General features: G+C 68.1%; 22 protein-coding genes and 1 pseudogene. 12 read left to right on the top strand and 11 right to left on the bottom strand.

Going from position 1 to position 26,089, the window contains the following annotated elements:
• Nucleotide 1 precedes the first annotated feature (1 nt).
• Nucleotides 2-1,309 carry an OprD family porin gene (locus B7D75_RS18125; RefSeq protein WP_107114282.1) on the bottom strand — a complete coding sequence of 436 codons (1,308 nt, stop codon included), beginning with the start codon at nucleotides 1,307-1,309 and terminating at the stop codon, nucleotides 2-4.
• A 48-nt stretch (nucleotides 1,310-1,357) separates the two neighbouring features.
• Nucleotides 1,358-3,196, bottom strand: coding sequence for an amidohydrolase (locus B7D75_RS18120; protein ID WP_107114679.1), 1,839 nt, complete (start codon nucleotides 3,194-3,196; stop codon nucleotides 1,358-1,360).
• A 606-nt stretch (nucleotides 3,197-3,802) separates the two neighbouring features.
• Between B7D75_RS18120 and B7D75_RS18115 the strand changes: the two genes are divergently transcribed.
• The 5 genes from B7D75_RS18115 (at nucleotide 3,803) to B7D75_RS18095 (ending at nucleotide 7,508) form a co-directional block, all read left to right on the top strand.
• Nucleotides 3,803-4,483 (top strand): hydrolase, encoded by a 681-nt coding sequence (locus B7D75_RS18115; protein ID WP_012076484.1) that lies wholly within the window; start codon nucleotides 3,803-3,805, stop codon nucleotides 4,481-4,483.
• Nucleotides 4,484-4,539: 56 nt separating this feature from the next.
• Entirely contained in the window at nucleotides 4,540-4,821 is a 282-nt protein-coding gene (locus B7D75_RS18110; protein ID WP_003153940.1) for a XapX domain-containing protein, read from the top strand.
• Nucleotides 4,822-4,990: 169 nt separating this feature from the next.
• Nucleotides 4,991-5,884, top strand: a complete 894-nt coding sequence (locus B7D75_RS18105) for a helix-turn-helix domain-containing protein (RefSeq protein WP_079976497.1) — start codon at nucleotides 4,991-4,993, stop codon at nucleotides 5,882-5,884.
• A 113-nt stretch (nucleotides 5,885-5,997) separates the two neighbouring features.
• Nucleotides 5,998-7,101 (top strand): DUF1615 domain-containing protein, encoded by a 1,104-nt coding sequence (locus B7D75_RS18100; RefSeq protein WP_012076482.1) that lies wholly within the window; start codon nucleotides 5,998-6,000, stop codon nucleotides 7,099-7,101.
• Between the two features lie 80 nt (nucleotides 7,102-7,181).
• Complete coding sequence (locus tag B7D75_RS18095; protein ID WP_012076481.1) at nucleotides 7,182-7,508, top strand: thioredoxin family protein; 327 nt, start codon at nucleotides 7,182-7,184, stop codon at nucleotides 7,506-7,508.
• 27 nt (nucleotides 7,509-7,535) lie between these two features.
• On the opposite strand, the gene B7D75_RS18090 is transcribed toward B7D75_RS18095, so the two are convergent.
• Together B7D75_RS18090 and B7D75_RS18085 are read right to left on the bottom strand one after the other, a co-directional pair.
• The gene (locus B7D75_RS18090) at nucleotides 7,536-8,036 is read right to left on the bottom strand and encodes an acyl-CoA thioesterase (protein WP_012076480.1); all 501 of its coding nucleotides are present in this window, start codon (nucleotides 8,034-8,036) and stop codon (nucleotides 7,536-7,538) included.
• Between the two features lie 171 nt (nucleotides 8,037-8,207).
• On the bottom strand, nucleotides 8,208-8,732 hold the full coding sequence (locus tag B7D75_RS18085) for an RrF2 family transcriptional regulator (protein WP_107114281.1): 525 nt from the start codon (nucleotides 8,730-8,732) through the stop codon (nucleotides 8,208-8,210).
• Nucleotides 8,733-8,997: 265 nt separating this feature from the next.
• Between B7D75_RS18085 and B7D75_RS18080 the strand changes: the two genes are divergently transcribed.
• Nucleotides 8,998-10,203 carry an NAD(P)/FAD-dependent oxidoreductase gene (locus tag B7D75_RS18080; RefSeq protein WP_107114280.1) on the top strand — a complete coding sequence of 402 codons (1,206 nt, stop codon included), beginning with the start codon at nucleotides 8,998-9,000 and terminating at the stop codon, nucleotides 10,201-10,203.
• 158 nt (nucleotides 10,204-10,361) lie between these two features.
• Here B7D75_RS18080 and pfeE read toward each other — a convergent pair whose 3' ends face one another.
• The 4 genes from pfeE to B7D75_RS18060 all read right to left on the bottom strand — a co-directional run bounded on the left by pfeE (nucleotide 10,362) and on the right by B7D75_RS18060 (nucleotide 15,697).
• The gene (gene pfeE / locus B7D75_RS18075; RefSeq protein WP_058129251.1) at nucleotides 10,362-11,276 is read right to left on the bottom strand and encodes a ferric enterobactin esterase PfeE; all 915 of its coding nucleotides are present in this window, start codon (nucleotides 11,274-11,276) and stop codon (nucleotides 10,362-10,364) included.
• Between the two features lie 19 nt (nucleotides 11,277-11,295).
• Nucleotides 11,296-13,536: a siderophore enterobactin receptor PfeA gene (pfeA, locus tag B7D75_RS18070; protein ID WP_053817444.1), complete on the bottom strand. Its 2,241-nt coding sequence runs from the start codon at nucleotides 13,534-13,536 to the stop codon at nucleotides 11,296-11,298.
• 98 nt (nucleotides 13,537-13,634) lie between these two features.
• Nucleotides 13,635-14,975 (bottom strand): two-component system sensor histidine kinase PfeS, encoded by a 1,341-nt coding sequence (pfeS, locus tag B7D75_RS18065; RefSeq protein ID WP_107114279.1) that lies wholly within the window; start codon nucleotides 14,973-14,975, stop codon nucleotides 13,635-13,637.
• Entirely contained in the window at nucleotides 14,975-15,697 is a 723-nt protein-coding gene (locus B7D75_RS18060; protein ID WP_052178060.1) for a response regulator transcription factor, read from the bottom strand. Before B7D75_RS18060 ends, pfeS begins: the two co-directional genes overlap by 1 nt.
• A 265-nt stretch (nucleotides 15,698-15,962) precedes the next feature.
• Between B7D75_RS18060 and tssI the strand changes: the two genes are divergently transcribed.
• From tssI to B7D75_RS18040, 4 genes are read left to right on the top strand one after another with little or no spacing between them, the layout of a single operon-like run.
• A complete protein-coding gene (gene tssI / locus B7D75_RS18055; protein WP_012076473.1) occupies nucleotides 15,963-18,032 on the top strand; it encodes a type VI secretion system Vgr family protein in 2,070 nt (689 codons plus the stop codon).
• A 49-nt stretch (nucleotides 18,033-18,081) separates the two neighbouring features.
• The gene (locus B7D75_RS18050; protein ID WP_107114278.1) at nucleotides 18,082-22,041 is read left to right on the top strand and encodes an RHS repeat-associated core domain-containing protein; all 3,960 of its coding nucleotides are present in this window, start codon (nucleotides 18,082-18,084) and stop codon (nucleotides 22,039-22,041) included.
• The gene (locus B7D75_RS18045; protein ID WP_012076471.1) at nucleotides 22,038-22,229 is read left to right on the top strand and encodes a hypothetical protein; all 192 of its coding nucleotides are present in this window, start codon (nucleotides 22,038-22,040) and stop codon (nucleotides 22,227-22,229) included. Before B7D75_RS18050 ends, B7D75_RS18045 begins: the two co-directional genes overlap by 4 nt.
• Nucleotides 22,230-22,258: 29 nt before the next feature.
• Entirely contained in the window at nucleotides 22,259-22,879 is a 621-nt protein-coding gene (locus B7D75_RS18040) for an AAA family ATPase (protein WP_204101219.1), read from the top strand.
• A gap of 16 nt (nucleotides 22,880-22,895) precedes the next feature.
• Here B7D75_RS18040 and B7D75_RS18030 read toward each other — a convergent pair whose 3' ends face one another.
• A complete protein-coding gene (locus tag B7D75_RS18030) occupies nucleotides 22,896-24,137 on the bottom strand; it encodes a dienelactone hydrolase family protein (protein ID WP_107114277.1) in 1,242 nt (413 codons plus the stop codon).
• A 137-nt stretch (nucleotides 24,138-24,274) separates the two neighbouring features.
• Nucleotides 24,275-24,565, bottom strand: a pseudogene (locus tag B7D75_RS18025) (LysR substrate-binding domain-containing protein); the annotation flags it as partial.
• Here B7D75_RS18025 and B7D75_RS29810 point away from each other — a divergent pair.
• Together B7D75_RS29810 and B7D75_RS18015 are read left to right on the top strand one after the other, a co-directional pair.
• Nucleotides 24,455-24,871, top strand: a complete 417-nt coding sequence (locus B7D75_RS29810) for an NUDIX domain-containing protein (RefSeq protein WP_234600099.1) — start codon at nucleotides 24,455-24,457, stop codon at nucleotides 24,869-24,871. The pseudogene B7D75_RS18025 and the gene B7D75_RS29810 sit on opposite strands and share 111 nt — an antisense overlap.
• A 94-nt stretch (nucleotides 24,872-24,965) precedes the next feature.
• Complete coding sequence (locus B7D75_RS18015) at nucleotides 24,966-25,718, top strand: class I SAM-dependent methyltransferase (protein WP_034079625.1); 753 nt, start codon at nucleotides 24,966-24,968, stop codon at nucleotides 25,716-25,718.
• 147 nt (nucleotides 25,719-25,865) lie between these two features.
• Here B7D75_RS18015 and B7D75_RS29600 read toward each other — a convergent pair whose 3' ends face one another.
• Nucleotides 25,866-26,060 (bottom strand): alpha/beta hydrolase, encoded by a 195-nt coding sequence (locus B7D75_RS29600; RefSeq protein WP_196622156.1) that lies wholly within the window; start codon nucleotides 26,058-26,060, stop codon nucleotides 25,866-25,868.
• Nucleotides 26,061-26,089: the final 29 nt, after the last annotated feature.

The raw sequence follows: 26,089 nt of genomic DNA, 5'->3' as shown, positions 1-26,089 counted from the left end.
GTCAGAGCGAGCCTTTGAGGGGGTATTCGACGATCAGGTAGAGGCGGTCGATGTCGTCGCCGGCCTGGGCCGCGTTGGCCCGGTGGCTGAGGTGCGAGACGTTCAGCGAGAGGTCCTTGAGCGGGCCCGAGGCGAACACGTAGCGCAGGTCGAGGTCGCGCTCCCAGTGCTTGCCGCCGCTGCCCTGCAGGGGCCGATAGCGGCCATCGGCGGCCAGCGGGTTGTAGGCGCCGCCGGCCGGCGCATGGCTGCCGTCGATGGCGCGGCCGCTGACGTAGCGCGCCATGAAGCTCAGCCCCGGCAGGCCGAACGGGGCCAGGTCGAGGTCGTAGCGGGCCTGCCAGGAGCGCTCGCCGGGGCCGTTGAAGTCGGCGTACTTGATCGAGTTGGCGAGGTAGATGGAGTCACCTCCGACGAAGTCGAACGGCGTGTCGCCGTGGACACGCTGGTAGGCCAGGGAAAACCCCTGTGCGCCGACGCGGTACTTCAGTTGCAGGCTGTAGGCCAGGGTGTCGATCGCGCCGGCCCGGCTGCGGCCCTGGTCGCGCGTGCGATAGAGGTTGCCATCCAGGCTGAACGCGGCACGTTGCAGGTTCATGTTGAGATAGACCTGGCGCCAGACGTTGTCCAGTTGCGCGGCGAACAGCGAGCCGCTCAGGTCGTCGCTGGCCGCCAGGCTGGCGCCGGCGAAGCCGATGGCGCTGCCGGCGGTGCTCGCGCCGTAGCCGTCGAAGTCGCCATGGCCGGAACTGGCGGCCTGTTCCTTGAAGGCGGTGAAGCGCCCGGCCTGGATCCGCACGCGGTCGAGGTCGTCGCTCTGCAGGAAGAAGCCCCTGGCGTACTGGGGTTGCAGGCGCTTGTCGCTGGTGTCGAAGACCGGGGTCTCGACGGTCATTTCGCCGACCTTGAGCAGGCTCTCGCCGAGCCGCAGCTTGAGTGCGGCGCCGGCGTCGGAATACTCGCTGGCGTTATCGCCGGATGAGTCCAGCGGCAACAGGCCGGTGCCGGCATGGCCACGTCCGCCGTCGAGTTTGAAGCCGGCGAAGCCGTGGAGATCGAGGCCGAAACCGATGCGGCCGGGAGTATAGGCCGACTCCAGGTCGGCGATCAGGCCGTGTGCCCATTCCTTGCGGTAGCCGCGCCCGGCGTCCGCGCGGCGATAGTCGTTGTAAAGGAAGTAGTTGCGGTTGAGCAGGCGCCACTCCAGCAGCTCGGGCGCCTTGGGTTCCTGGGCCGCGGCGTGGCACGGCGAGGTGCCGCCCAGCGCCAGGAAAAGGGCCAGGCGGCCGACCGGTCGAACGCGGATCATCGGGAAAACTCCGGGCGAGGCGGGCCGCGAAGGGCCCGCCCGGGTACGTCAGAAAGCGAAGCAGGAACAGCCGAACGCGCCCCAGAAGCCCTGGAAGTCGCTCACCGGTACGTTGGAGTGGCGCGCGCGGTTGTGCTCATGGGCGTGTACCGCGCAGGCACCGACGCACTGGTGGACCTGGGCGGTCAGCGGCGCGCCTTGCCGCCAGTGGCCGGGTACCTTGGCCACCGGCGACCAGTCCGGCAGCACCGGCGGCGCCGGCGGACCGAGCTTGTCGAACTCGGCCGCGGCATAGACGACCTTGCCGTCGACCACCGTGAGCACCGACTCGATCCACTTGATGGCCTCTTCCTCGACGCTGAAGAAGTCCGCCGACAGCGCCGCCAGGTCGGCCAGCTGGCCAACCTTGATCTGTCCTTTCCTGCCCTGCTCGCTGGAGAACCAGGCGCTGCCCTGGGTGAACAGTTGCAACGCGGTTTCCCGCGGCAGGCCCTGCGGATACAGGGCCATGCCGCCGACGGTACGACCGCTGACCAGCCAGTACAGCGAGGTCCAGGGGTTGTAGCTGGAGACCCGGGTGGCGTCGGTGCCGGCGCCCACCGGCACGCCCTCGGCGAGCATGCGCTGGATCGGCGGGGTGGCCTCGGCGGCCTTGGCGCCGTAGCGGTCGACGAAGTACTCGCCCTGGAAGGCCATGCGGTCCTGGATCGCGATGCCACCGCCGAGCGCGCGGACCCGTTCGATGTTGCGTGGGGTGATGGTCTCGGCGTGGTCGAAGAACCAGGGCAGGCCATTGAACGGGATGTCGCGGTCGACCTTCTCGAATACGTCGAGCATCCGCGAGATCGACTCGTCGTAGGTGGCGTGCAGGCGGAACGGCCAGCGCTGTTCCACTAGGTGGCGGACCACCGGCTCCAGCTCCTGCTCCATGCTCCGCGGCAGGTCAGGGCGCGGCTCGAGGAAGTCCTCGAAGTCGGCGGCGGAGAACACCAGCATTTCGCCGGCGCCGTTGTGGCGGAAGAAATCGCTGCCCTGGCCGTACTTGACGCTGCCGGTCCAGTTCTTGAAGTCGGCGAGTTCTTCCTTGGGTTTCTGGGTGAACAGGTTGTAGGCGATGCGCACGGTGAGCTGGCCATGGTCGGCCAGTTCGCTAATCACCTGGTAGTCGTCCGGGTAGTTCTGGAAGCCGCCGCCGGCGTCGATCGCGCTGGTCAGGCCGAGGCGGTTGAGCTCGCGCATGAACTGGCGGGTGGAGTTGACCTGGTATTCCAGCGGCAGTTTCGGTCCCTTGGCCAGGGTGGCGTAGAGAATCATCGCGTTGGGCCGGGCGATCAGCATGCCGGTGGGTTCGCCGCTGCTGTCGCGGACGATCTCGCCGCCAGGCGGGTTGGGCGTGTCCCTGGTGTAGCCGACCACGCGCAGGGCGGCGCGGTTGAGCAGGGCACGATCGTACAGGTGGAGGACGAACACCGGGGTGTCCGGCGCGGCCTTGTTCAGTTCCTCCAGGGTCGGCATGCGCTTCTCGGCGAACTGGAATTCGTTCCAGCCGCCGACCACCCGCACCCACTGAGGGCTGGGCGTGCGTTCGGCCTGGGCCTTGAGCATGCGCAGGGCGTCGGCCAGCGACGGTACGCCTTCCCAGCGCAGCTCCAGGTTGTAGTTGAGGCCGCCGCGGATCAGGTGCAGGTGCGAATCGTTGAGACCGGGGATCACGCAGCGTTTTCGCAGGTCGATGACCTGGGTGGCGCTGCCGCGATGGAGCATGGCCTCGGCGTCGCTGCCGACGGCGAGGAAGCGCCCGTCCTTGATCGCCACGGCGGTGGCGCTGGGGTTGTCGCGGTCCACGGTGTGGAAGCGGCCGTTGTGCAGGATCAGGTCGGCGGTCATGGAACCTCCTGGGTTGCTTGCGGGAGAAAGGCTGGCGGCGTCGGCGAAGGGCAGGGCGGACCACAGGGCCCCGGCGGCGCCCAGCACCGAACTGGTAGCGAGGAAATGGCGGCGGTTCTTGCTCGGCGGATCGTGGCTCATGGCGTGCTCCTGGCGACGGGGCGGAATCGGTCAGCGAAGGCGGCGGCGAGAGAAGCCACCGGACAGGATAGGTGCGGCAGGAAACGTGCGGGACGAAAGAGCGGCTTTCCCGAATGACGCGTCCTCCTGCAAGCGCAACTTTCTGCTAATAGAGTCCAGATAAGGCGCGAGCCCGATCCTGAACTTGATAGGCACTTTTGTTATTGGGCGGGCTGTCGATTGTGCTGGATGAGAGTCCTGTTCCTATTGTCTCGATGTGCGCTTTTTGTATCTATGTGCTGAATGTTTTCAATAACGCTGTTCAACTTTCACGGATACTGTCGTTCGGCGATTTATTTTCTCGAAAGGTTTGTTTTTTTTAATATCCATGCTTCATAGTCTGGTCGGCCACGGAAAGTTGTCCGTTGGCCCGCGTGCTGTTGTGCGCAACAGCTGGAATTAATCGTTCGTCGTCAGGAAACAATCATGAGCCACTATCTCGAAGTTCTAACTCCGCAGAACAGTCAGATCATCTTCATCGACCAGCAGCCACAGATGGCATTCGGCGTACAGTCCATCGATCGCCAGACGCTGAAGAACAACGTAGTGGGCCTGGCCAAGGCGGCGAAGGTGTTCGACATCCCGGTGACCATCACCACGGTGGAAACCGACAGCTTTTCCGGCCCGACCTATCCGGAGCTGCTGGCGGTGTTCCCCGAGCAGAAGATCCTCGAGCGCACCTCGATGAACTCCTGGGACGACCAGAACGTGCGCGACTCGCTGGCCGCCGCGGGGCGCAAGAAGGTCGTGGTCGCCGGGCTGTGGACCGAGGTCTGCAACACCACCTTCGCCCTCTGCGCCATGCTCGAGGGCGGCTACGAGATCTACATGGTGGCCGATGCCTCGGGCGGCACCTCCAGCGACGCCCACAAGTACGCCATGGACCGCATGGTCCAGGCCGGCGCGGTACCGGTGACCTGGCAGCAGGTCCTGCTGGAATGGCAGCGCGACTGGGCCCGCCGGGATACCTACGACGCCGTGATGGCCATCGCCAAGGAGCATTCCGGGGCCTACGGGATGGGGGTGGACTACGCCTACACCATGGTGCACAAGGCGCCCGAGCGGGTGACCCACGGCGAACGCATCGGCCCGAATCCGGCCAAGTGAATGCCGGCCGTGCCGCTCCGGCCCGCCGGGCGGCACGGCCGCGAAGGAGAACGAAGATGAAGCTCTACGTATTGTCGCTGGGCGCCGGACTGTTGGTGGGGATCGTCTACAGCCTGTTGCAGGTGCGTTCGCCGGCTCCGCCGCTGGTGGCGCTGGTGGGGTTGCTCGGCATCCTGCTCGGCGAGCAGGTCATCCCGGTCGGCAAGCAATTGCTCGGCGGTTGCGCGTTCGCCTCGGCCTGCGACAAGGCGGGTTCGGTCGGCCATGTGCTGGGGCAACTACCGGGTCGGCATCGCCTCGACCAGGTCGCTGGCCCGTCGGAAAAGGAAAAGGGTTGAACGTTATAATTATCGCGTAATGCGATTGTAATCTTCTAGTTACCTTCGTCGGGTTCGATTTCCCCGAAAGGCTCCCTCGGATTAATCTCTGGGAGCTTTCGTGCGTCCTGTATCGCGTCGAAAGTGAATATTTCAGCAGATCATCAGGCGCATGGAATCAGGGGGAGTCATGACTGTTGCCGTAGACAGAACAAAGAGCGACCAGTCCACGCCAGGGAACATCATAAGGGGAGAGGGATACGCCTTGATTCGCAACAGTGAGACGACTCCCGATCCGGACAAGGTCATCCATATTCCTTGTGCCGATTCGTTTTCCGTCATCGTTCAGTTGCGCGACTTCAACTCCCACCGTCTCTGGAATGGAAAAAAACTGGTATTCGATGGCGGTCATCCGCAGAAAAGTATCTCCATCGCCTATCTTGGCGATGAAATAAAGTGCCAGCACCGGGCAACTTACGACAATGTCCGCTTCATGTTGCCGCGCGCTTCGATAAAGGAGTTTCTTTACGAAGAGGGGCAGCGCATGTCCGCCGAACCGGAGCGGATCATCGGCGTCGACGACCCGGTGGTCTATCACCTGGCCCTGGCGCTGCTGCCCAGCTTCGCCAGGGCGGGGGAGCGCAACGAGCTGTTCATCGAACAGGTCATGCTGGCGCTATTGACCCACGTCCAGGATCGCTTCGCCTCGACCCCGGTCCCGGCCTGTACTGGCAAGGGCCTGGCGCCCTGGCAATTGCGCAGGGCCAAGGAGCTGATCGCCGGGCATCTGAGCGAGGGCGTATCGGTGGCGCGCCTGGCCGAGGAGTGCGGCCTCTCGCGCAGCTATTTCACCAAGGCCTTCAAGTGCAGCACCGGTGTGTCGCCCCACGAATGGCTGATGCGCATGCGCGTCGACAGGGCCAAGGAGCTGATGCTGGGCAGCGACGAACCGCTGTCGCAGATCGGCGTCGCCTGCGGCTTTTCCGACCAGCCGCATTTCTCGCGGATCTTTCTCCGGCTGGCCGGCGCCTCGCCCTCGACCTGGCGCCGGGTCAAGCGGCAGCGCGCCGACGCAGCGCTCTGAAGCGCGACCGTGCGTGACGGACGGTACGGAAGCCGCCGGATGCTCGGCTAGAATGCCCTGGCTTCGGCGGTCGCCACCGGCCGCCCACTTCGCAACGGAACAGGGAATCGCAGATGAAAGCAGTACGCCAGGGTTGCGGCGTAACGGGGCTGGCCATGCTCCTGGCGCTGGCCGGGTGCAGTTCGCGGTCGGCGGAGCCGCCGCCGCCCAACCCCGACGAAGTACGGGCGAAGATCGTCCGTCTGATGCCGGCCACGGTGCGCGATCGCCAGGGTTGGGCCCGCGATATCTACGCGGCCTTTTCCGCCCAGCAGGTCTACCCCAGCGACGAGAATCTCTGTGCGGTGCTGGCGGTGACCGAGCAGGAGTCCACCTACCAGGTCGACCCGCCGGTAGCCGGCCTGGGCAGGATCGCCACCCGCGAACTCGAGCGCCGCGCCGGCAAGCTGCACGTGCCGGCGTTCCTGGTCAGCTCGGCGCTGGGTATCAAGTCGCCCGATGGGCGGACCTACAGCCAGCGCCTGGCCGCGGCGCGGACGGAGAAGGAGCTGAGCGAGACCTTCGACGACTTCATCGCCATCGTGCCCATGGGCGGCAAGCTGTTCGGCGGCTTCAACCCGGTGCACACCGGCGGGCCGATGCAGGTCAGCATCGCTTTCGCCGAGCGCCACGCCGACGGTTATCCCTACCCGGTGGATGGCAGCATCCGCCGCGAAGTGTTCAGCCGGCGCGGCGGCATGTATTTCGGCATCGCCCACCTGCTCGGCTATCCGGTGGATTACCCGGCGCCGCTGTACCGCTTCGCCGACTTCAACGCCGGCTGGTACGCCAGCCGCAACGCCGCCTTCCAGAGCGCGCTGAGTCGCGTCTCGGGGATCCCGCTGGCGCTGGATGGCGACCTGATCCGCTACGGCACGCGCACGCCGGGCTCCACCGAGCTGGCCGTGCGCGCCCTGGGCAAGCGCCTGGACATGAGCGACGCGGCGATCCGCCGGGCGCTGGAGCAGGGCGACAGCGCGGACTTCGCCGACAGCGCGCTGTACCGCAAGGTCTTCGCCCTGGCCGAGGCGGCCACCGGCAAGCAACTGCCACGCGCGGTGCTGCCGGGCATCACGCTGGAAAGCCCGAAGATCACCCGCAAGCTGACCACCGCCTGGTTCGCCAAGCGCGTCGACGAACGCTACCAGCGCTGCATGGTCCGCGCCCGAGGACGCTGAGGACATCGTCGGGCGGGTCGAACCCGATCCCGCCGCGACAGTCTGTCGTCCTGTCAGCCATCGTCACGGAGACGCAACGCATGAACAGCCGATACAGCGCCGAGGCACCGGCGCGCGACGAACTGGACCGGCTCGCCGGTCCGACCCTGGTGGAGTTCGGCACCGACTGGTGCGGCCATTGCCAGGCTGCCCAGCCGTTGCTGGCGGAAGTGCTCGACGACTACCCGGAGGTCGCCCACCTGAAGATCGAGGACGGCCCTGGCCGGCGCCTGGGCCGCTCGTTCCAGGTCAAGCTGTGGCCGACCTTCGTCTTCCTGCGCGATGGCCGCGAGGTGGCGCGGGTGGTCCGGCCCGGCAGCGCCAGCGTGCTGGAAGAAGCGTTCGAGAGCCTGGTCGGCGAGGGCTGAGGACCCGGCCCGCGGGCCGGGCGGTGTTCAGGCCGGCATCGCGTGATCCACCTGTTCGCGGATCTCCTGGTAGCGCAGCTCCATCAGCTTGCGCTGCTCGCGCCGGGCCAGGGCCTGGGCGTAGCGGCGCTTCTCGGTCGGCGTCTCCGGCTCCAGCGGACGCACCGCCACTGGCCGACGCTGGTCGTCCATCGCCACCATGGTGAAGAAACAGCTGTTGGTATGGCGCACGGTGCGCTCGTGGATGTTCTCGGTCATCACCTTCACCCCGACCTCCATCGAGGTCCGCCCGGTGTAGTTCACCGAGGCGAGGAAGGTCACCAGTTCGCCGACATGGATCGGCTCGCGGAAGATCACCTGATCCACCGACAGGGTCACCACGTAGCGTCCGGCGTAGCGTTTGGCGCAGGCGAAGGCCACCTCGTCGAGGAGCTTGAGCAGGGCGCCGCCATGGACGTTGCCAGAGAAGTTCGCCTTGTCGGGGGTCATGAGCACGCTCATGGTCAGTTGGTAGCTGCCAGGTTCCATCATTCACCTATCACGCAAGTTGGACACGGGCCGTTGCAGTGGGCCGGCGGCCGCTCTACGGCGGCCTCTGGGGATAGGGTAGGGAGAAACGCCGGCGCGATTAGCACCGCAGTCGACAATGGTGTTTTCCGCGAAAGGGACTTGCGGCGCCGGCTCGCCTGGCGCAGGGACTCAGCCGCGGGTGGGGTTGCGGCCTTCGCGGCTGGCTTCCATCCAGCGCAGCACCTGCTCGCCGAACTCGGGCGGCGCGCTGCGCCCTACCCGGCGCACCAGGTCGAGGATGGTCTGCTGGGCCAGCGCTTCTTCCATGCGCTTCTGCGCGGTGAGCATCACCGCGTGGATCGAGCAGGTATTGCGGGTCGCCCAGGATGGCGGGTTGCCTTCGAAGAGCGCACAGCGCTCGCGGATCTCCCGGCACTCGAAGATCGACTTGTCGCCATCGATGGCGCGGACCACGTCGAGCACGCTGATCTCGTTGGCCGGACGCGCCAGGCGGAAGCCGCCGCGCACGCCTTCGGTGGCCGCCACCAGGCCGGCCTTGGCCAGGCGGGTGAAAACCTTGGCCAGCAATTCCGGGGGCACCCCCTGCAGTTCGGCGAGGGCGCGCACGCTGGACTCGCGGCTGTCACCTTTCTCGTCGGCGAGGAACAGCAGGCAATGGATGCCGTACTCGACGCCGGCGCTATAGAGAGCCATCACTAACTCCGACAGAAATATTCGCAATAGTGTGCGAGCTTTTCAGAGCGGTCACAAGATTTTGCTGTCTCGCTTTTCCCGGCCGAAACCGCTCTGTTTCCGATTTTTCACCCCTTTTTCCTGACTTCTTCTTCTGTCGAACGGCGGGAGTGGGTGGTTGCTCGTGTCGGTGCCGGGCTTGTTTTCCGTAACTACGACTAATATAGTCGTAGTTACGGAGGGGCGACTCTCCGCAGAACCCGTCCTCATCCTTCCAGGAGCCTCCATGAAACAACGTATCCTGATCGTCGGCGCCGGATTCGCCGGCCTGTGGAGCGCGCTGAGCGCGGTCCGCCTGCTCGACCGCCATGGCGGCGACGACATCGAGGTCGCGGTGCTCGCGCCGCAACCCGAGCTGCGCATCCGCCCGCGTTTCTACGAGCCCGAGGTGCAGCGCATGACGGCGCCGCTGGGCGAACTGTTCGACGCGGTCGGCGTGCGCTTCGTGCAGGGCAGCGCGCAGCGCATCGACGTGGCCGGCAAGCGGGTGGCGTACCGCGATGCCGAGGGCGCGCCGGCGCAGCTGGACTACGACCGCCTGGTGCTGGCGGCCGGCAGCAGCGTGTGGCGGCCGGCGAGTGTCGCCGGCATCGACGCGGCCTTCGATGTCGACCAACTGGAAGACGCCCTGCGCCTGGAGGCACACCTGCATGCCCTGCGCGACCTGCCGGATTCGTCGGCACGCAACACCGTGGTGGTCGCCGGCGGCGGCTTCACCGGCATCGAGACCGCCACCGAGATGCCGGCGCGCCTGCGGGCGATCCTCGGCGAGGAAGCGGCGCTGCGGGTGATCGTGGTCGACCGCGGCGCTGCCATTGGCGCATCGATGGGTGCAGAGCTGGGCGGCTTGATCACCGAAGCCTCGGCGGAGCTGGGCGTGGAGTGGTGCCTCGGGCGTTCGGTGGCGGCGGTGGATGCCGAGGGCGTGACGCTCGACGACGGCCAGCGGATCGAGGCGAAGACCGTGGTCTGGACCGTGGGCGTGCGGGCCAGCACGCTGACCGGGCAGATTCCGGGCGAGCGCGATGCACAGGGTCGCCTGCATGTCGACCGCAACCTCAAGGTGCTCGGTCTCGACGATGTCTACGCCACCGGAGACGTGGCCCGCGCGGCTACCGACGATCGCGGCAACCATGCCCTGATGACCTGCCAGCATGCCATCGCCCTGGGCCGCTCGGCCGGCAACAACGTGGCCGCCGACCTGCTCGGCGTCGAGCCGATTCCCTACAGCCAGGTGAAGTACGTGACCTGCCTCGACCTCGGCGGCTGGGGCGCGGTGTTCACCGAGGGCTGGGACCGCCAGGTGCGCTTCGTGCGCGAGGAGGGCAAGAAGATCAAGACCGAGATCAACGGCGTGTGGATCTACCCGCCGGCGGCGGACCGCGCCATCGCGCTGGCGGCGGCCGACCCGTTGATTCCGGTGGTGGCGTAGGCCGATTTTCCCTCACTCCAACCCTTTCCCGCAGGCGGGAGAGGGGGCCGTGTGGCGTAGAGGGATGTCGCGGCGCGCGGATGCCTGGCCACCGGTAGGGCGAATAACCGCGAAGCGGTTATCCGCCGTTGCGTCGGTTCTCTTGGGAGCGCGCGCCTTCAGCGCTGGCGTTCCACCGCCGGCCGGGCGAGCAGAAGGCGCAACGAGGCCCCCAGCGTCTCGCCATGACCCAGGCCGTCGAGCGGCTGGAAGTCCAGCGTGAGCCCGGGCACCTGGCGCAGGTCATCCACCAGCCGCGCCATCGCCTGGCCCGGCTCGGCCCTCAGCGAGCCGCGCGGGCTGGCCGGCTCGGCGCTGCCGCGCCAGAGCAGGAGTTCAGCGCGCTTTCCGCGCAGTCGCTGTTCGAGCCCCGCTCGTTCGCCGAGGATCGCCCCGTCGCTCCACCACAGCGACGGACTGGCCGCGGCGTAGCGGGCGAACTCGCCGGGACGGGTGAACAGTGCGTGGAGCACCAGCAAGCCGCCGTAGGAGTGGCCCCAGAGGGTTTGCCGCGCCGTGTCCAGGGGAGCCTGCGCCGCCACGGCCGGACGCATGCCGTCGCGCAACAGGTCGAGGAAGGCATCGGCGCCGCCGCTGGGCAGGCCGTTGAGCGGGTCGCGCTGCTCGGCCTGGCCGGGACGCGCCGGAGTGTAGTCGAAGGTGCGCCCGGCGCGGTCGATGCGCAGCGGCGTGCGGTAGCCGATGGCGACCAGCAGCGGCGCGTCGCCGTCGGCCAGGCGTCTCAGGGCGGTCTCGTCGAGGGCGCCGAGGGCGGCGTTGCCGTCGAGCAACCAGAGCACCGGGTAGCCGGCGGCGGGCGGTGCCTGCAGCGGTCGACCGAGCCACAGCCGGTAATGCCGCTGGCCGTCGGCGGAGTCCAGGTCCACGGCGCTGAAGCGATAGGGCAGGTCCTGGCGTTGCAGCAGGCTGCGGTCCATGGTCGCCTCGGGGTCCGGTTGCGCCAGCGGCGCGGTGCCGGGCAGGGTCGCCGCCAGGGCGAGGCCCAGGGCGGCGGCGAGCAGGGAGGTTCTCATCAGGCTTTCTCGTTATGGCTCAGAACGACGCGGTCAGGCTGGTGTAGAAGGTCCGTCCGGGCTCGTTGTAGGTAGCCGCGCCGGCCCCGTCTATGCCGACCACGCCCTGGGCGTTGCCGGCGCGGAACAGGCGCTTGTCGAACAGGTTGTCGACGCCGGCGCCGAGGCTCAGGTTCTTGCTCAGCCGATAGGTGCCGCCGAGGCCGGCGATGGCGTAGGGCGAGAGCTGGTCGTTGGCGCTGCCGGTGACTCGGTCGCCGTGATAGTCGTATTTCTTCGGCTTCTGCTTGCCGTACCAGGTGACCGTGGCCTGCAGCGAGAGGTCGTCGGTGGCCTGCCAGTCGAGCATCGAGTTGAGGGTGTAGCGCGGCGTCACCGAGAGCACGTCGCCGGTTTCCTTGTTCTTCGATTGCAGCATGTAGGTGAAGTTGTTGCTCCACTTCAGGCCGTCGGCCAGGGGCAGGGTCAGGGTGCCTTCGAGGCCCTCGACCACCGCCTTGGGCACGTTCTCCCACTGGTAGATCGCCGCGTTGGCGTAGTCGCCCTTGCCGCCGCTGGCGTGGTCGACCGGCGACAGGCCGGATTCGATCTTGTTCCTGTAGTCGTTGCGGAAGTAGGTCAGCCCCGCCACCAGGCCGTCGTGGCTGTACTCGATGCCCAGTTCCTTGTTCACGCTGGTCTCGGCCTTTAGGCCGTCGTTGCCGCGCAGGTAGCAGCTGGTGCTCTGCCCGTAGCACCCCTGGCCGCGGCTGTAGAGCAGGTAGTCGGGGTTCAGCTGGTACAGGTTGGGCGCCTTGTAGGCGCGGGCGATGCCGGCCTTCAGGGTGAGCCGTTCGGTGAGCGCGTGGGACAGGTTCAGCGACGGGCTCCAGTTGTCACCGACGATGTCGTGGTGGTCCCAGCGCAGGCCCGGGGTGAGCATGGTGCCTGGCATCAGCTCGATGTTGTCCTCGGCGAACAGCGAGAAGATCCGCGCCGAGGAGCTGCTGCTGCGGTTCTTCCCGGCGAGACCGGGGACCGAGCCGCCTTCCTCGGTGTTCTGGGTGTTGGAGCTGGGGTCGTCGAGCTTCTGCTCGCTCCACTCGCTGCCGAGGGTCAGGGTCTGCTCGTAGCCCAGGTGCAGCGGCAGGTTGACCTCGCCGTGGGCGGTCAGGTCGCGCAGGGTGGCGGTGTAGAAGCCGGCGTTGTTGGGATCGAAGATACCTTCGGTGCCGCCGGCCAGGCCTTCGTTGATCCGGCTGTTGCGGGTCTTCTCGTATTGCAGGTAGGCCAGCGAGCTGCCGAAGTCCCATTCGCCGCGATGGGTGACCGAATAGGTCTCGCGGTACATGCGGTTGGTCTCGTGGCCGAGCATCTGCTTCACGTAGTTGTTGCTGTTGGTGTTCTGCGTGTCGCCGGTGTAGATGTTGCCCTGGCGGCTGAAGCCGGCCTCGAACTCGAGGGTCTGCCCGGGCGTCAGGCGCCAGCTGAGCAGCCCGTCGATGTCCTTGTTGCGCACGCCTTCGCGTCCGGCGGGGAGGCTGCCGGCGTGTTTGCCGGTGCGGTTGGACTCGTGGCCGGCATTGATGTCCCAGTCGTCCGAGTCGGTCTTGGCGATGTTGCCGTAGACGCGATAGCTGAGGTTTTCCGTGAGCGGCCCGTTGAGGCCGAAGCTCATCCGTTCGCTGGCGCCCTCGGCCTTGTGCTGCGGGAAGTTGCTGTAGACGCTGAGATTGCCGTGGGTTTCCGCGCCGGCCTGCCTGGTGATGATATTCACCACGCCGCCCGCCGCGCCGTTGCCGTAGCGCGCCGCCGCCGGGCCGCGGATCACCTCGATGCGCTCGACCTGATCGGCCGGCACCCAGTTGGTGTCGCCGCGGCTGTCGCGCTCGCCGCGCCAGCCATAGCGCACCGAATTGCGCGAGCTGACCGGCTTGCCGTCGACCAGGATCAGGGTGTTCTCCGGGCCCATGCCACGGATGTCGATCTGCCGGTTGTTGCCGCGCTGGCCGCTGGAGCTGTTGCCGGTCAGGTTGACTCCCGGCATGGTCCGGATGATCTGCGACAGGTCGTTGCTCGGTGGCCGCCTGGCGATGTCCTCCGCGGTGATGATGGAGACCCCCGGCGCCTGCTTGGTTTCCTCCTGGGCGGTGGCGATCACGGTCTGCTCGCCCAGCTCGATGACGGAGCCGTCGTCCTGGCCGGCGGCGTGCACCGCGTTGGCCAGCAGGCAACTGGACAGGAGCAGGAAGGGAACGGCGGGAAGGGCGCGTGAGGACATCGGTGATCTCCGGGCAGTGCGGCAAAAAGCGAGAGATCACGAATGATATTGATTGTTATTTGAGAGTAAAGCGCATTAACTTTCTAAACACTTCGCCCTCAGGCGGCCGCCGGCAACCACAGGTGCAGGCATAGTCCGGGCCTGCCGTTGCTGGCCCAGAGCCGGCCACCCTGCAGCTCGATGGCGCGCCGGGCGATCGCCAGGCCGAGGCCGAAGCCTTCGCCGGCGGTGGCATCCAGGCGCTGGTAGGGGAGGAAGATACGCTCCAGCTGGTCCTCCGCCACGCCCGGCCCCTGGTCCTGCAGGCGCAGGTGCCAGAAGTCGCCCTCGCGCTCGCCGTCGAGGCTGACCGTGCCGCTCTCCGGAGAATGGCGGATGGCGTTGCGCAGGAGGTTCTCCATGGCCTGGGCGAGGCTGTCCAGGTGCGCCTCGACGCGACAGTCGATGCCCAGCCGGCAGGGCAGCCGTGACGGCTCCCAGCCGCTCTCGAAGCAGGCGTCCTCGCGCAGCGCTTCCCACACCGACAGCGCCAGCACTGGCTCGGTGGGCAGTTGCGGACGCTCGGTGTCCAGCCAGGCCAGGTCGAGAGTGTCTTCCAGCAGGCGCTGCATGTCGCCGACCTCGCGGTCCAGCCGCTGGCGCAGCTGGTCCGGCGGCAGGTCGCTGTCATGGGCGATGCGCAGGCGCGCCAGCGGCGTGCGCAGTTCGTGGGACAGGGTGCGCAGCAGCAGACGCTGCTGGGCGAGGCTCTGGCGCAGGCGTGCGGCCATGTGCTCCAGGGCCTGGGCCAGCTCGCCGAGTTCGTCGCGGCGCGCCGCCAGCGGCGCGGCGAGCGGCGTCGTCTCCAGTTCGTCGGCGCGCAGGGCGTCGGCGCGGTCGCGCAGGCGGTTCAGCGGCGCCACCAGGTGGCGGTAGAGCAGCAGGCCGAGCAGGGCGGCCAGCAGGGTCGGGACTATGCCGTGGGTGACCAGGCGAGTACGCGGGGTCAGCCCGCCGGGCAGCAGGCGTTCCGGCAACTGGATCACCAGCCGGCCCTGTTCGGGATGATCGGGAAACTCGATGCTGACGTACGGCAGTTCGTCCTGCAGGCGCCGGCTCATTGGCCAGTCGAGCTTGCGCATGAAGGTCAGGTGGCTCGATTCCGCGGCGCTCAACGGCGTGCTGCCGAGGCTTTCCAGGTGCGGGCCGACCAGCGCCACCCAGGTGTCTTCCTTCGCCGACAGTTCCTTGCGGAAGCGTTCGGCGCCCGCGGCGCCCTCGCTGCGCCAGGCATCCTCCGCCTGCCGCGCGTAGTCCGCCAGGTAGCTGCGGTCGGCGGGGGCGAGGAAGTAGGTGCTGCGCTCCACCGACAGGCCCCAGGTGTATATCAGCCAGGTCAGCAGCAGGCAGAAACCGACCTGCAGCAGCGCCAGTTTCCACAGCAGCGGATGCCTGCGCATCAGGGCCGTTCCGTTTCCACCAGCAGGTAGCCCTGGCCACGCACCGCCTGGATCTGCAGGTGGCGCACGGCGATGGCGGCGAGCTTGCGGCGCAGGTTGCAGATGTGCACGTCGAGACCGCGATCGAGGCGGGTGTAGTTGCGGTGCAGCACGCTGCGATAGAGGAAGGGTTTGCTCAGTGCCTCGCCTGCGTGTTCGCGGAGGATCGCCAGGAGGCGGTACTCGGACGGCGTCAGGCCGGCCGGGAGCCCCTCGTGGAACACTTCCCGGGCCTGTTCGTCGAACGCCAGCCGGGTGTCCTGGCGTGGCGCGGGCGGCTGGCGATCCAGGCGTACCCGGCGCAGCAGGGCGTCGGTGCGGGCATCCAGCTCGGCCAGGCTGAACGGCTTCGGCAGGTAGTCGTCGGCGCCGCGGGTGAAGCCGCTAATGCGATCCTGCTCGGCGCCCAGCGCCGACATCAGCATCACCGGCGTGGCCTGCTCGCGGCGCAGCGACTCCAGCAGGGCCAGGCCGTCGAGGCCGGGCAGCATGATGTCCAGCAACACCAGGTCGAATGCTTCGCGCCCGGCGGCTTCCAGCCCGTGCGAGCCATCGCCGCAGACGGTCACGTGGAAGCCGCGCTGGCGGAAATGCGCGTCGAGATCCTCGCGCAGGCGCGGATCGTCTTCGACCAGCAGCAGGCGGGGGGCGGGAGCGGGCAGGGTAGTATGAGAATGATTCACGTTTGTGAATATCGCATTTCCACGTGACCGGGGGCAATGGGCCAATGCGACGCAGCGCTCATGGCGGCGGAAATACTTTTCGACAAAACCGCCGTTGCCTCGGTTTTTTTTCTGGCATAGGGTCGGCGGGTCCGCAGGAGGCGGGCAGGGGTGTGGCGAATGGCCAGCCTTTCGCGGCGGCGCGGGATTGTACGATCATTCGCCGCGTCGGTGGCACGCGCTGTTCGAACCGTCCATCGCAGGTGACTATCAAGGAAGATTTCCCATGCTGTTCTCCCAACATACCCGCCTGGTCCACGTGGATTCCCCTTTGGGCCCCGAGGTCCTGCAACTGCAACGGCTGGAAGGCCGCGAAGAGTTGGGCAGGCTGTTCAACCACGAGCTCGAGCTGGTTTCGAGCAATCACGCCCTGCCCCTGGACGCCCTGCTGGGCAAGCCGATGAGCCTGGCACTGGAATTGCCCGGCGGCATCCGGCGGCATTTCCACGGCATCGTCGCGCGCTGCAGCCAGGGTGCCGGCAGCGGCCAGTTCGCCAGCTACCAGGTCACCCTGCGGCCCTGGCTGTGGCTGCTCACGCGCACCTCCGACTGTCGCATCTTCCAGAACCAGAAGGTCCCGGACATCATCAAGCAGGTGTTCCGCGATCTCGGCTTCTCCGACTTCGAGGATGCCCTGACACGCCCCTACCGCGAGTGGGAGTACTGCGTGCAGTACCGCGAGACCAGCTTCGACTTCGTCAGCCGGCTGATGGAGCAGGAGGGCATCTACTACTGGTTCCGCCACGAGAAGAAGCGCCACATCCTGGTCCTCTCCGACGCCTACGGCGCGCACCAGAGCCCGGTCGGCTACGCCAGCGTGCCTTATTACCCGCCGACCCTCGGCCACCGCGAGCGCGACCATTTCTTCGACTGGCACGTGGCGCGCGAGGTCCAGCCCGGTTCGCTGAGCCTCAACGACTACGATTTCCAGCGTCCCGGCACCCGCCTGGAGGTGCGCTCCAACGTGGGGCGCGCCCATGCGGCGGCGGACTACCCGCTGTACGACTACCCCGGGGAATACGTGCAGAGCCAGGATGGCGAACACTACGCGCGGACCCGCATCGAAGCGATCCAGACCCAGCACGAGCGGGTACGCCTGCGCGGTTGCGCCAGGGGCATCGGCTCTGGGCACCTGTTCCACCTGAGCAATTATCCGCGGCTCGACCAGAACCGCGAGTACCTGGTGGTGGCGGCGGAATACCGGGTGGTCCAGGAGCTTCTCGAGACCGGCAATGGCGGCGCTGGAGCGCAGTTCGAGAGCGAACTGGACTGCATCGATGCCGCCCAGCCGTTCCGGCCGTTGCCGCTGACGCCGGTGCCGGTGGTGCGCGGCCCGCAGACCGCGGTGGTGGTCGGGCCCAAGGGCGAGGAGATCTGGACCGACCAGTACGGACGGGTCAAGGTGCACTTCCACTGGGACCGCCACGACCAGTCGAACGAGAACAGCTCCTGCTGGATGCGCGTGTCCCAGGCCTGGGCCGGGAAGAACTGGGGCTCGATCCAGATCCCGCGGATCGGCCAGGAGGTGATCGTCAGCTTCCTCGAAGGCGACCCGGACCGGCCGATCATCACCGGGCGGGTCTACAACGCCGAGCAGACGGTGCCCTACGAGCTGCCGGCGAACGCCACCCAGAGCGGCACCAAGAGCCGCTCGAGCAAGGGCGGCACGCCGGCCAACTTCAACGAGATCCGCATGGAGGACAAGAAGGGCGCCGAGCAGCTGTACATCCACGCGGAGAAGAACCAGGACATCGAGGTCGAGAACGACGAGACCCACTGGGTCGGTCACGACCGCAGCAAGACCATCGACCACGACGAGACCGTGCACGTGAAGCACGATCGCACCGAGACCGTGGACAACAACGAAACCATCACCGTGCATGCCAACCGCAGCAAGACGGTGGACCGCAACGAAACGGTGAAGATCGGCATGAACAAGAGCGAGACCATCCTCATGGCCTCGCTGCAGAACGTCGGCATGGGGCGCATGGAAAACGTCGGCCTCGGCTACAGCCTCAATGTCGGCATGATGATGAACACGGTGGTCGGGTTGAACCAGAGCACCCAGGTGATGAAGAAGAAGACCCTGTCGGTGGGCGACAGCTACGAAGTGAGCGTGGGCGGCAGCGACGACGGGTCGAAGATCGGCCTGGACGGCAGGAGCATCGTCCTCGGCAGCCAGCGCATCGAGCTGACCGCCGACCGCGAGATCCTCCTGCGCTGCGGGCAGAGCACCATCCGCATCACCCCGGCGGAGATCGAGATCCTCTCGCCGAACGTCGATATCAACTGTTGAGCGGCCGGCGAATGCCCGGTCGCAGGTTTTGCCAAGGAAGGATGGATAGATGAGCGGGCTACCCGTTTCCCATGTCGGTGAAAAAGTCTCGGGAGGCGTGATCTCCACCGGCTCTCCCACCGTGCACGTCGGCAGCAGCGCGGTCGGCCTGGCCGACCGGGTGTCGGCCTGCGTGCCGCTGGTGGGCAAGCCGGTCAACCCGATGCTCGGGTGCAAGTTGTTGCCGGAGGAGGTCGATTTCGCCCTGGCGGCGCCGGACACCTTCACCTTCGCCCGCGGCTACCTGTCGAGCAATCCGCGGGTCGGGCGGCTCGGTCAGGGCTGGTGGCTGCCGGGCGAAAGCATGCGCCTGGAACTGGGCGACGAGGCCTGCGTGCTGGTCGATGCCCAGGGGCGGCGGATCGCTTTTCCCGCCCTGGCGCCGGGCGCGCAGTTCTATTCCGGCAGCGAGGAGCTCTGGCTGCGCCGCGGCGGCTCGAACCGCGAGGACGGCGAGGTGGAGGCCTGGCGCGGACGCTGGGCGGCGGTGCCGGCCGAACTCCGGGCGCAGGAAGCCTCGGTGCTGGTGCTCTCGGGCCACAGCTACCTGCACTTCCTTCGCCATCCCGACGGTATCTGGCGCCTGCAGGCCAGCTTCGGCCGCGCCGGCTACCGTACCGAGTACCGCTGGAGCGGACGCGGTCTGCTCACCGGCGTGCGCGACAGCGCCGGACGCAGCTATGCGCTGGTCTACCAGCAGGCCTGCGCGCCGAGCGAGGGCGACGACGGCCTGCGCCTGTTCGGCGTGATTCTGGCCAGCCACGACGGCCCGGCGCCGGACCATATCGACCCGCAGGATCCCGGGCTCGACTGGCTGGTGCGCTACCAGTTCAACGACAGCGGCGACCTGATCGCCGTGCGCGATCGCCTTGGCCAGGTGGTGCGGGTGTTCGCCTGGCACGCGCACATGCTGGTCGCCCATGGAGAGCCGGGCGGGCTGGAGGTTCGCTACGAGTGGGATGTCCATGCCCCGCACGGGCGGGTGCTGAAACAGATCGAGGCGGGCGGCCTGACCCGCAGCTTCCGCTACCTGCGCGATGCCACCGAGGTCAGCGACAGCCTCGGCCGCGTCGAACGCTACGAGTTCGCCGGCGAAGGCGGGCAGCGGCGCTGGACGGCGCTGGTCAGGGCCGACGGCAGCCGCACCGAGTTCGACTACGACCTGTTCGGCCGCCTGGTCGCCCTGCGTGACCCGCTGGGCCGGGAGACCCGGCGCCGGCGCGATGGCCAGGGGCGGACGCTGGAAGAGGAGACGCCGGGCAAGGCGCGTTACCGCAAGACGCTCGACGAGGAGACCGGGCTGCTGGTCGAACTGGAGGACGCGATGCAGCGCCGCTGGCGCTTCGAACGCGACGAGCGGGGCAACCCGGTCACCGTGCACGGCCCGGCCGGCAGCACCCGCTATCGCTACGAGGACGCGCGCCTGCCCGACCGGCCGACGCGGATCGTCGATCCGCGTGGCGGTGAACGACGCCTGGAGTGGAACCGGCTCGGCCTGCTGGCGGCGCTGACCGACTGTTCCGGCCAGACCTGGCGCTACGAATACGACAGCGAAGGACGCCTGACCTGCGAGACCGATCCGCTGGGCCAGGTCACCCGGCGCCGCTACGATCCGCTGGGCCAGTTGATCGGCCTGGCCCTGGCCGATGGCAGCGCCCTCGGCTACGCCTACGACGCTCTCGGAAGGCAGACCCGGATCAGCGATGCCGAGGGCCGGGCCACGCTGTTTTCCTGGGGGCATGGCGATCTGCTGGCGCGGGTCTCCGATGCCAGCGGTCGCGAGTTGTCCTACCAGCACGACGAGGCTGGCAGGCTGCTCACCCTGACCAACGAGAACGGCGCCCAGGCGCATTTCCGCTACGACCCGCTCGACCGCCTGGTCGAGGAGACCGGCTTCGACGGGCGTCGCCAGCGCTACCGCTACAATGCCGCCGACGAGCTGGTTGCCCGCGAGGACGCCGACGGTCGGGAGACCGCCTATGCCTACGACCGCGACGGTCGCCTGGCGAGCGTCCGGATCCCGGCCAGCGATGCTGCGCCGGCGCTGGTCGAACGTTACCGCTGGCTGGCCGACGGCCGCCTGGCCAGTGCCGTCGGGCCGGATTGCGAAGTCCGCTACGAGTACGACGAGGTGGGCAACCTGCGCCTGGAAAGCCAGCTGCATGCCGATGGCTGGGTCTACAGCGTCGAGCACAGCCACGACGAGCTGGGCATGCGTCAGACCAGCCGCTACGGCGACGCGCCGCCGGTGACCTGGCTGACCTACGGCGCCGGTCACCTGCACGGCGCGCTGGTCGGCGCCATCGAGCTGGCCTTCGAGCGTGATGCCCTGCAGCGCGAGGTGCGTCGCGACGCGCGCCATGGTGGGAAGAGCGATGCGCTGTTCGTCCAGGAGCGCCGCTACGGTGCGCTGGGGCGCCTGCAGGAGAGTCGCCTGCGCCTGGCCGGGGGCGCCGATTGGCAACGTGGCTATCGCTACGACGGACTCGGGCAACTGGTGGGCATCGACGACAACCAGCAGCCGGCCGTGCGCTACGAATACGACCTTGCCGGCCGCCTGCTCGGCAGCCGGCGAGCCGGCCTGCCGGACCGCCGCTACCACTACGACGCCGCCGGCAACCGCCTGGACGACGAGGTGGCGAACCGGCGCGAAGCGGGTCGCCAGGCCTTCGAGCACAACGAACTGTACCGTTCCGGGTTCACTCGCTCCGCAAGCGGCGAGAGCGAGACCGGCGAGGCCCCGCAGCGCTGGCTCGGCAACCGGGTGGAGCGGATCGCCGGCAGTCGCTACCACTTCGATGCTCAGGGCAACCTGGTGGAGCGCGTTGGTGCCGACGGCGAGCGCCTGCGCCTGGCCTACGACGGCGCGCAGCGCCTGGTCCGGCTGACGCGCGAGGCTGCCGACGGCACGCGGGTGGAGGCGCACTATCGCTACGACGCACTGTCGCGGCGGATCGCCAAGAGCGTGCTGCGCGACGGCGTCGAGCAACAGGTGCGTTTCGGCTGGGACGGCGACCGCCAGTGCGCCGAGGCCTTCGAGCGGCAGCTGCGCACGACGGTTCACGAACCGGGCGGTTTCGTCCCGCTGCTGCGCCTGGAGCAGGCCCGCGAACCCGATACCCCGGAACTGCTCGAGCTGCGCCGGACGTTCGCCGCGGAAGGCCAGCCGCTGCCGGCGCAATGCGTGCCGGCACTGGGCGAGGCGCGGTTCGCATTCTTCCATACCGATCATCTCGGGACCCCCCTGCAACTCAGCGACGAACGCGGGCAACTGCGCTGGCAGGGCGTCGCGCACGACTGGCGGGCGGTCGAGCCGGACCGCGAGCCCGGCGCGCAGCCGATCCGTTTCCAGGGCCAGTACCACGACGAGGAAAGCGGCCTCTACTACAACCGCTATCGCTATTACCTGCCCGAGGCCGGCCGCTACACCAGCCAGGATCCGCTCGGCCTGGGCGGCGGGCCCAATCCCTATACCTATGCGCTGAACGCGCCGTCGGTGGCCTACGACCCCACCGGCCTGATCATCCCGCTGGTGGTGATCGGCGCCTTCGCCGCGCGGGCCGCGATCGGCGCGGCGCTGGGCGCCGGTATCGAACTGGGCATGCAGACCGGCAAGCAAGTGCTGGGACAGATGAAGGACAACTGGGACAACGATCGCGATCTCACCGACATCAAGTGGAAGTGCATCGACATCAACTGGAAGCATGTCGGCGCCTCGGCGGCGATCGGCACCGTGGCGCCGGGCATGCTCAGCACCGGCAAGACGGTGGTCCAGTCGGCGAGGGCGATCAGGACCCTCTCGGGGCAGGCGGCGAACACCGCCAACCGCGCGGCCAAGCTGGCCGCGCGCAAGGCCGCGCATGCCGATACCATCAAGAAGGCGGTGGCCACCCAGGCCGCCTGGCAGACGGGCAAGCAGATCGTCAAGTGCCCGCTGAAGGACGAAGAAGAGGAGTGCCCACCGCAATGATCAAGCATTACCTGCTGATGACCCTCGTGTGCATTCCGCTGGCGTTGCTCTACGTCTGCCTGGAATGGTTCTTCGGCAACACCTGGGTGACCGTCGGGGTGTTCTTCGGCGTGCTCGTCGTGCTGCGCGTCGGCCTGTACCTGTATCGCCGTTCGAAGGGGATCAGGGATGGCTACCTGGACGAGTGAGGCAGACCCGAATCGTGGAGCTGCGCCCCATGCAGAGCCTTTTCCTCAACGGCACCGTTGGCGTCGGCAAGTCCACCGTCGCCGAGGCCCTGGCCGGGCGCCTGGCCGGGCGCGGCGTGGCGCATGCGCTGCTCGACCTGGACGCGATCCGGCACTGCTGGCCGGCGCCGGCGGACGATCCCTTCAACCTATCGCTGGAACTGCGCAACCTTGCCGCGCTGGCCGCCAACTATCGCGCGGCCGGAGCGCAACGCCTGATCCTGGCGGGGGTGCTCGAGCGTCGCGCCGACCTCGCGCGCTACCGCGACGCGCTCGGCGGGGGCAGGCTGTCGCTCTGTCGCCTGCAGGCGTCGCCGGAAACCCTCGCCGCGCGCCTGCGGATACGCCACGCCAGCGATCCGCAGGGCTCGCCTGGCACCTGCGGCGCAGCGCCGTACTGGACGCGATACTGCGCGAGGCGGCATTGGACGATCTGGTGGTCGAGACCGATCGGATCGCCGCCGATGACGTCGCGCAGGCGCTGCTGGCGGCGTTCGGCTGGTAGCCTGGCGGCTTGCCCGTTTTCTTTGCCAAGGTCCGAGGAGCCGACCATGCACGACCTGCCTACCTACGACGATGTGATCGCCGCCGCCGCTCTTCTCGGCGGCTAGCCGCGTCTCGACGTCCCTAGAGGCCGAGCCCCTCGCTGCTCGCCCAGCGCGCCATCAGGCCGTTCGACGGCAGGCTTTCGTCGAGCAGCTTGCGCGCGCTTTCCACCCCCGCGACCGGCAGGCCCCGCGGGTCGAGCAGGCCGATCTGCACCAGCACGCCGGCCTGGTCCCAGTAGATGTGCTCGTGGTACAGCCGGTCGCCGCGAAAGCGCACCACGCCGAGCATCGGGATTTCCACGAAGCGCCCGGTGGGCGGTACGCCGGGCAGCAGCCAGTCGATCTCGCAACTGTGGGTGAAGCGCATGATGAACTCGTCGACCACCTGCAGCGCGCCGACCGTCCGCGAGATCGGCGTGAGCGTCATGTCCGGCGGGTTGCCGTGGATGAAATGGTGGCGGTAGAAGCGGCTCAGCTCGCGTTGGCCGACGCCGCCGGTGAGGGTCGGGACGTGGTTGACGTAGGGCTCGGCGACCATGGTCGCCATGGTCGCGGCAACGTCGCGGGTGTCGAACTCGTGGCGCACGTGCTCGTCCCACAGCGCCGACAGGTCGAAGTTCGGCCCGATCTCCCGCTTCAGGGCAGCGATGCTGCGCTCATGGGCCATCAGGTAGGCCGGCTTGTCGAAGTGCGTGCCGCCGACCCGGGCGAAGGCGTGGTCGACGCCGGGGTAGAGGTACAGCTCGGTCTTGGGCAGGGACCGCAGGCAGGGCAGGATGGCGTCGCGCGCCTGCGCCGGGCAGTAGGCGTCCTGTTCGGCGAAATGCAGCACCAGCCGGCCCCTTATCTGTTTCGCCTCGTCGAGCAGCGCCTCGATACCCATGCCGTAGTAGCCCACCGAGCAGGAAACGTCGGTGCGCGTCGCGGCGAGGTAGGCGAGCTTGCCGCCCATGCAGAAACCGACGAAGCCGATCCCGGCGTGGGCCACTTCCTCGCGCTGGCGCAGGTGCCCGATGCAGGCGGCGATGTCGTCCACCGCAGCGTCCAGGTCGATGCGCTGGAACAGGTCGATGGCGTTGGCGAAGGCCGCTTCGTCGTAGCCCAGGTCGACGCCCGGCTGCAGACGCCAGAACAGGTCCGGGACCAGCGCGACGTAGCCTTCCTCGGCGTACAGGTCGGCCATCGCGCGCATGTTCGCGTTGACCCCGAAGATTTCCTGACCGATCACCACGCCCGGGCCCTTGCCGCTGGCGGGGAGCGCGAGATACGCGTCGAACCGGCCGCTGCCGTCGGACGCGGCGATGCTGACGTACTGTCCCATGCCTGGATTCCTCATCGAGTTGTTGTTGGTGTGGGAAAACGCGAAAGCGAAGCGAACCAGCCTAGTAGGAACCGACGGGCGGAGCATTGGCTATCCGCATGTTGGCCGGGAGGTATCCGGATAGTCCGGCGCGCTCAGTCCTGGCGGCGCTGCCACGGCGGGCCGGCGTCGAGGTCGCGGCTCATCAGCCATCCGCCGGCGGCGAAGATCCCCAGGCCCAGGCGTGCGGTGCAGAGCAGGGCCTCGTTGTCGTTGCTGACCAGCGCGCCGCGCACCCGCACCGGCTGCTCGCCCTGGCCGGTCAGCTTCCATTCGGGGTGGCTGTGCAGGCCGCTGAAGCCCAGGCAGTCGTGCGCCGCGAGGTCGGCCGGGGCACCCGGTGCGCCACGGCGTTCGAGGTAGGCGGGCGCGGCGCAAATGAGTCGCCGGGAACGGCGGTGGTCCGCGAAGTGTACGAGGAAACCGGGCTGCGGGTGCGCGCGACGCAGTTGCTGGCGCTCTGGGACAAGCAGCGGCACCCGCATCCGCCGCAGTTGCCGCATGCGCTGAAGGCGTTCTTCCTCTGCGTGATCGTCGGCGGCGAACTGCGCCAGCGCACCGACGAGACGCTGGCGGCGGGCTATCACGAGGTCGCGGCGTTGCCGCCGCTGTCGCGGCACCGGGTGCTGGAGAGCCAGATCAGGAGCTTGCTGGCGCGGGTCGAGGCGGGCGCGCAAGAGACGCTGTTCGACTAGGCGACGGGTACCGCCGCGGCCCTTCCAAAGCCCTATTTCGCCGCCATCGGCATTCGCCTAGCCTATGGTGGCACCGCCACTTCCGGAGACAGCCATGACCACCCACTTCAAGGATCATTTCTCCACCGGCTCGGCGAACTACGCGGCACACCGGCCGAGCTACCCGCCGCGTCTGGTGGAGGAACTGGCCGCGCTCAGCCCTGGCCGCGGCCTGGCCCTGGATTGCGGCTGCGGCACCGGTCAACTCTCGGTGCTGCTGGCCGAGCGCTTCGAGCGGGTGGTCGCCACTGACGCCAGCGCCGCGCAGATCGACAAGGCGCAGGCCCACCCGCGGGTCGACTACCGCGTCGCGTTGGCCGAGGACAGTGGCCTGGCGGCGGCCAGCGTGGACCTGGTGACCGTCGCCCAGGCCGCCCACTGGCTGGACCTGCCGCGTTTCTACCAGGAGGCCCGGCGAGTGGCCCGCGCGGACGCGATCCTGGCCCTGGTCACCTATGGCGTGCTGCATGTCGACGGGCCCATGGAGCCGTTGCTCCAGCACTTCTACCACCAGGTCGTCGGTCCCTACTGGCCGGCCGAGCGCCGCCACGTGGAGGAAGGCTATCGTAACCTGCCGTTCCCCTTCGAGGAGCGACGCCTGCCGGCTCTGGCCATCGAGGTGGAGTGGAGCGTGGACGACCTGCTCGGCTACATCGGCACCTGGTCGGCGGTGAAGGAAGCGGGCAAGGCCCTGGGCCAGGACCCGGTTGTCGCGTTCGCCGCGCAACTGCGCGAGGCCTGGGGCGACCCGTGGCTCCGCCGGCGGGTCCGCTGGCCGCTGACGGTGCGCGCCGGCATGCTCCGCTGAGCCGCCGACGCTGTGGCCGAAGGCGATGAAGCGCTCGATGCCCAGTTGCCGGAGCACGGCGGGAAAGTCCAGGTGCGCCTCGTCTCCGATGACACTCAGTGGCAGGGCGCCGGGGTAGGCCGCCGAACGGCCGAATCCGAGGCGGTCTTAGGCCACCACCGGATATCCGCTGACGGCCGCCAGGCGCTCGGGGACGTTCCGCCACAACGCCACGCAGCCCAGCGATTCGTGCAGCAGTACGCTCGGCGCTGCGGCGCCGGCCGCGGCGGGCGTCCAGCGTTTGGCGAAGAGCTGCCCGCGGGGTGTGTCGATCCGGTATTCGCGGCTGTCCATGGGCTTCATGGAAGGCTGCCTCCTGGCTTCTCTGCGAT

Origin of the sequence: Pseudomonas paraeruginosa (assembly GCF_003025345.2) — a bacterium.
Taxonomy (GTDB): Bacteria; Pseudomonadota; Gammaproteobacteria; order Pseudomonadales; family Pseudomonadaceae; genus Pseudomonas; species Pseudomonas paraeruginosa.
Note: the sequence above shows the minus strand (reverse complement) of the source record. Positions and strands in the feature narration are given on the sequence as shown.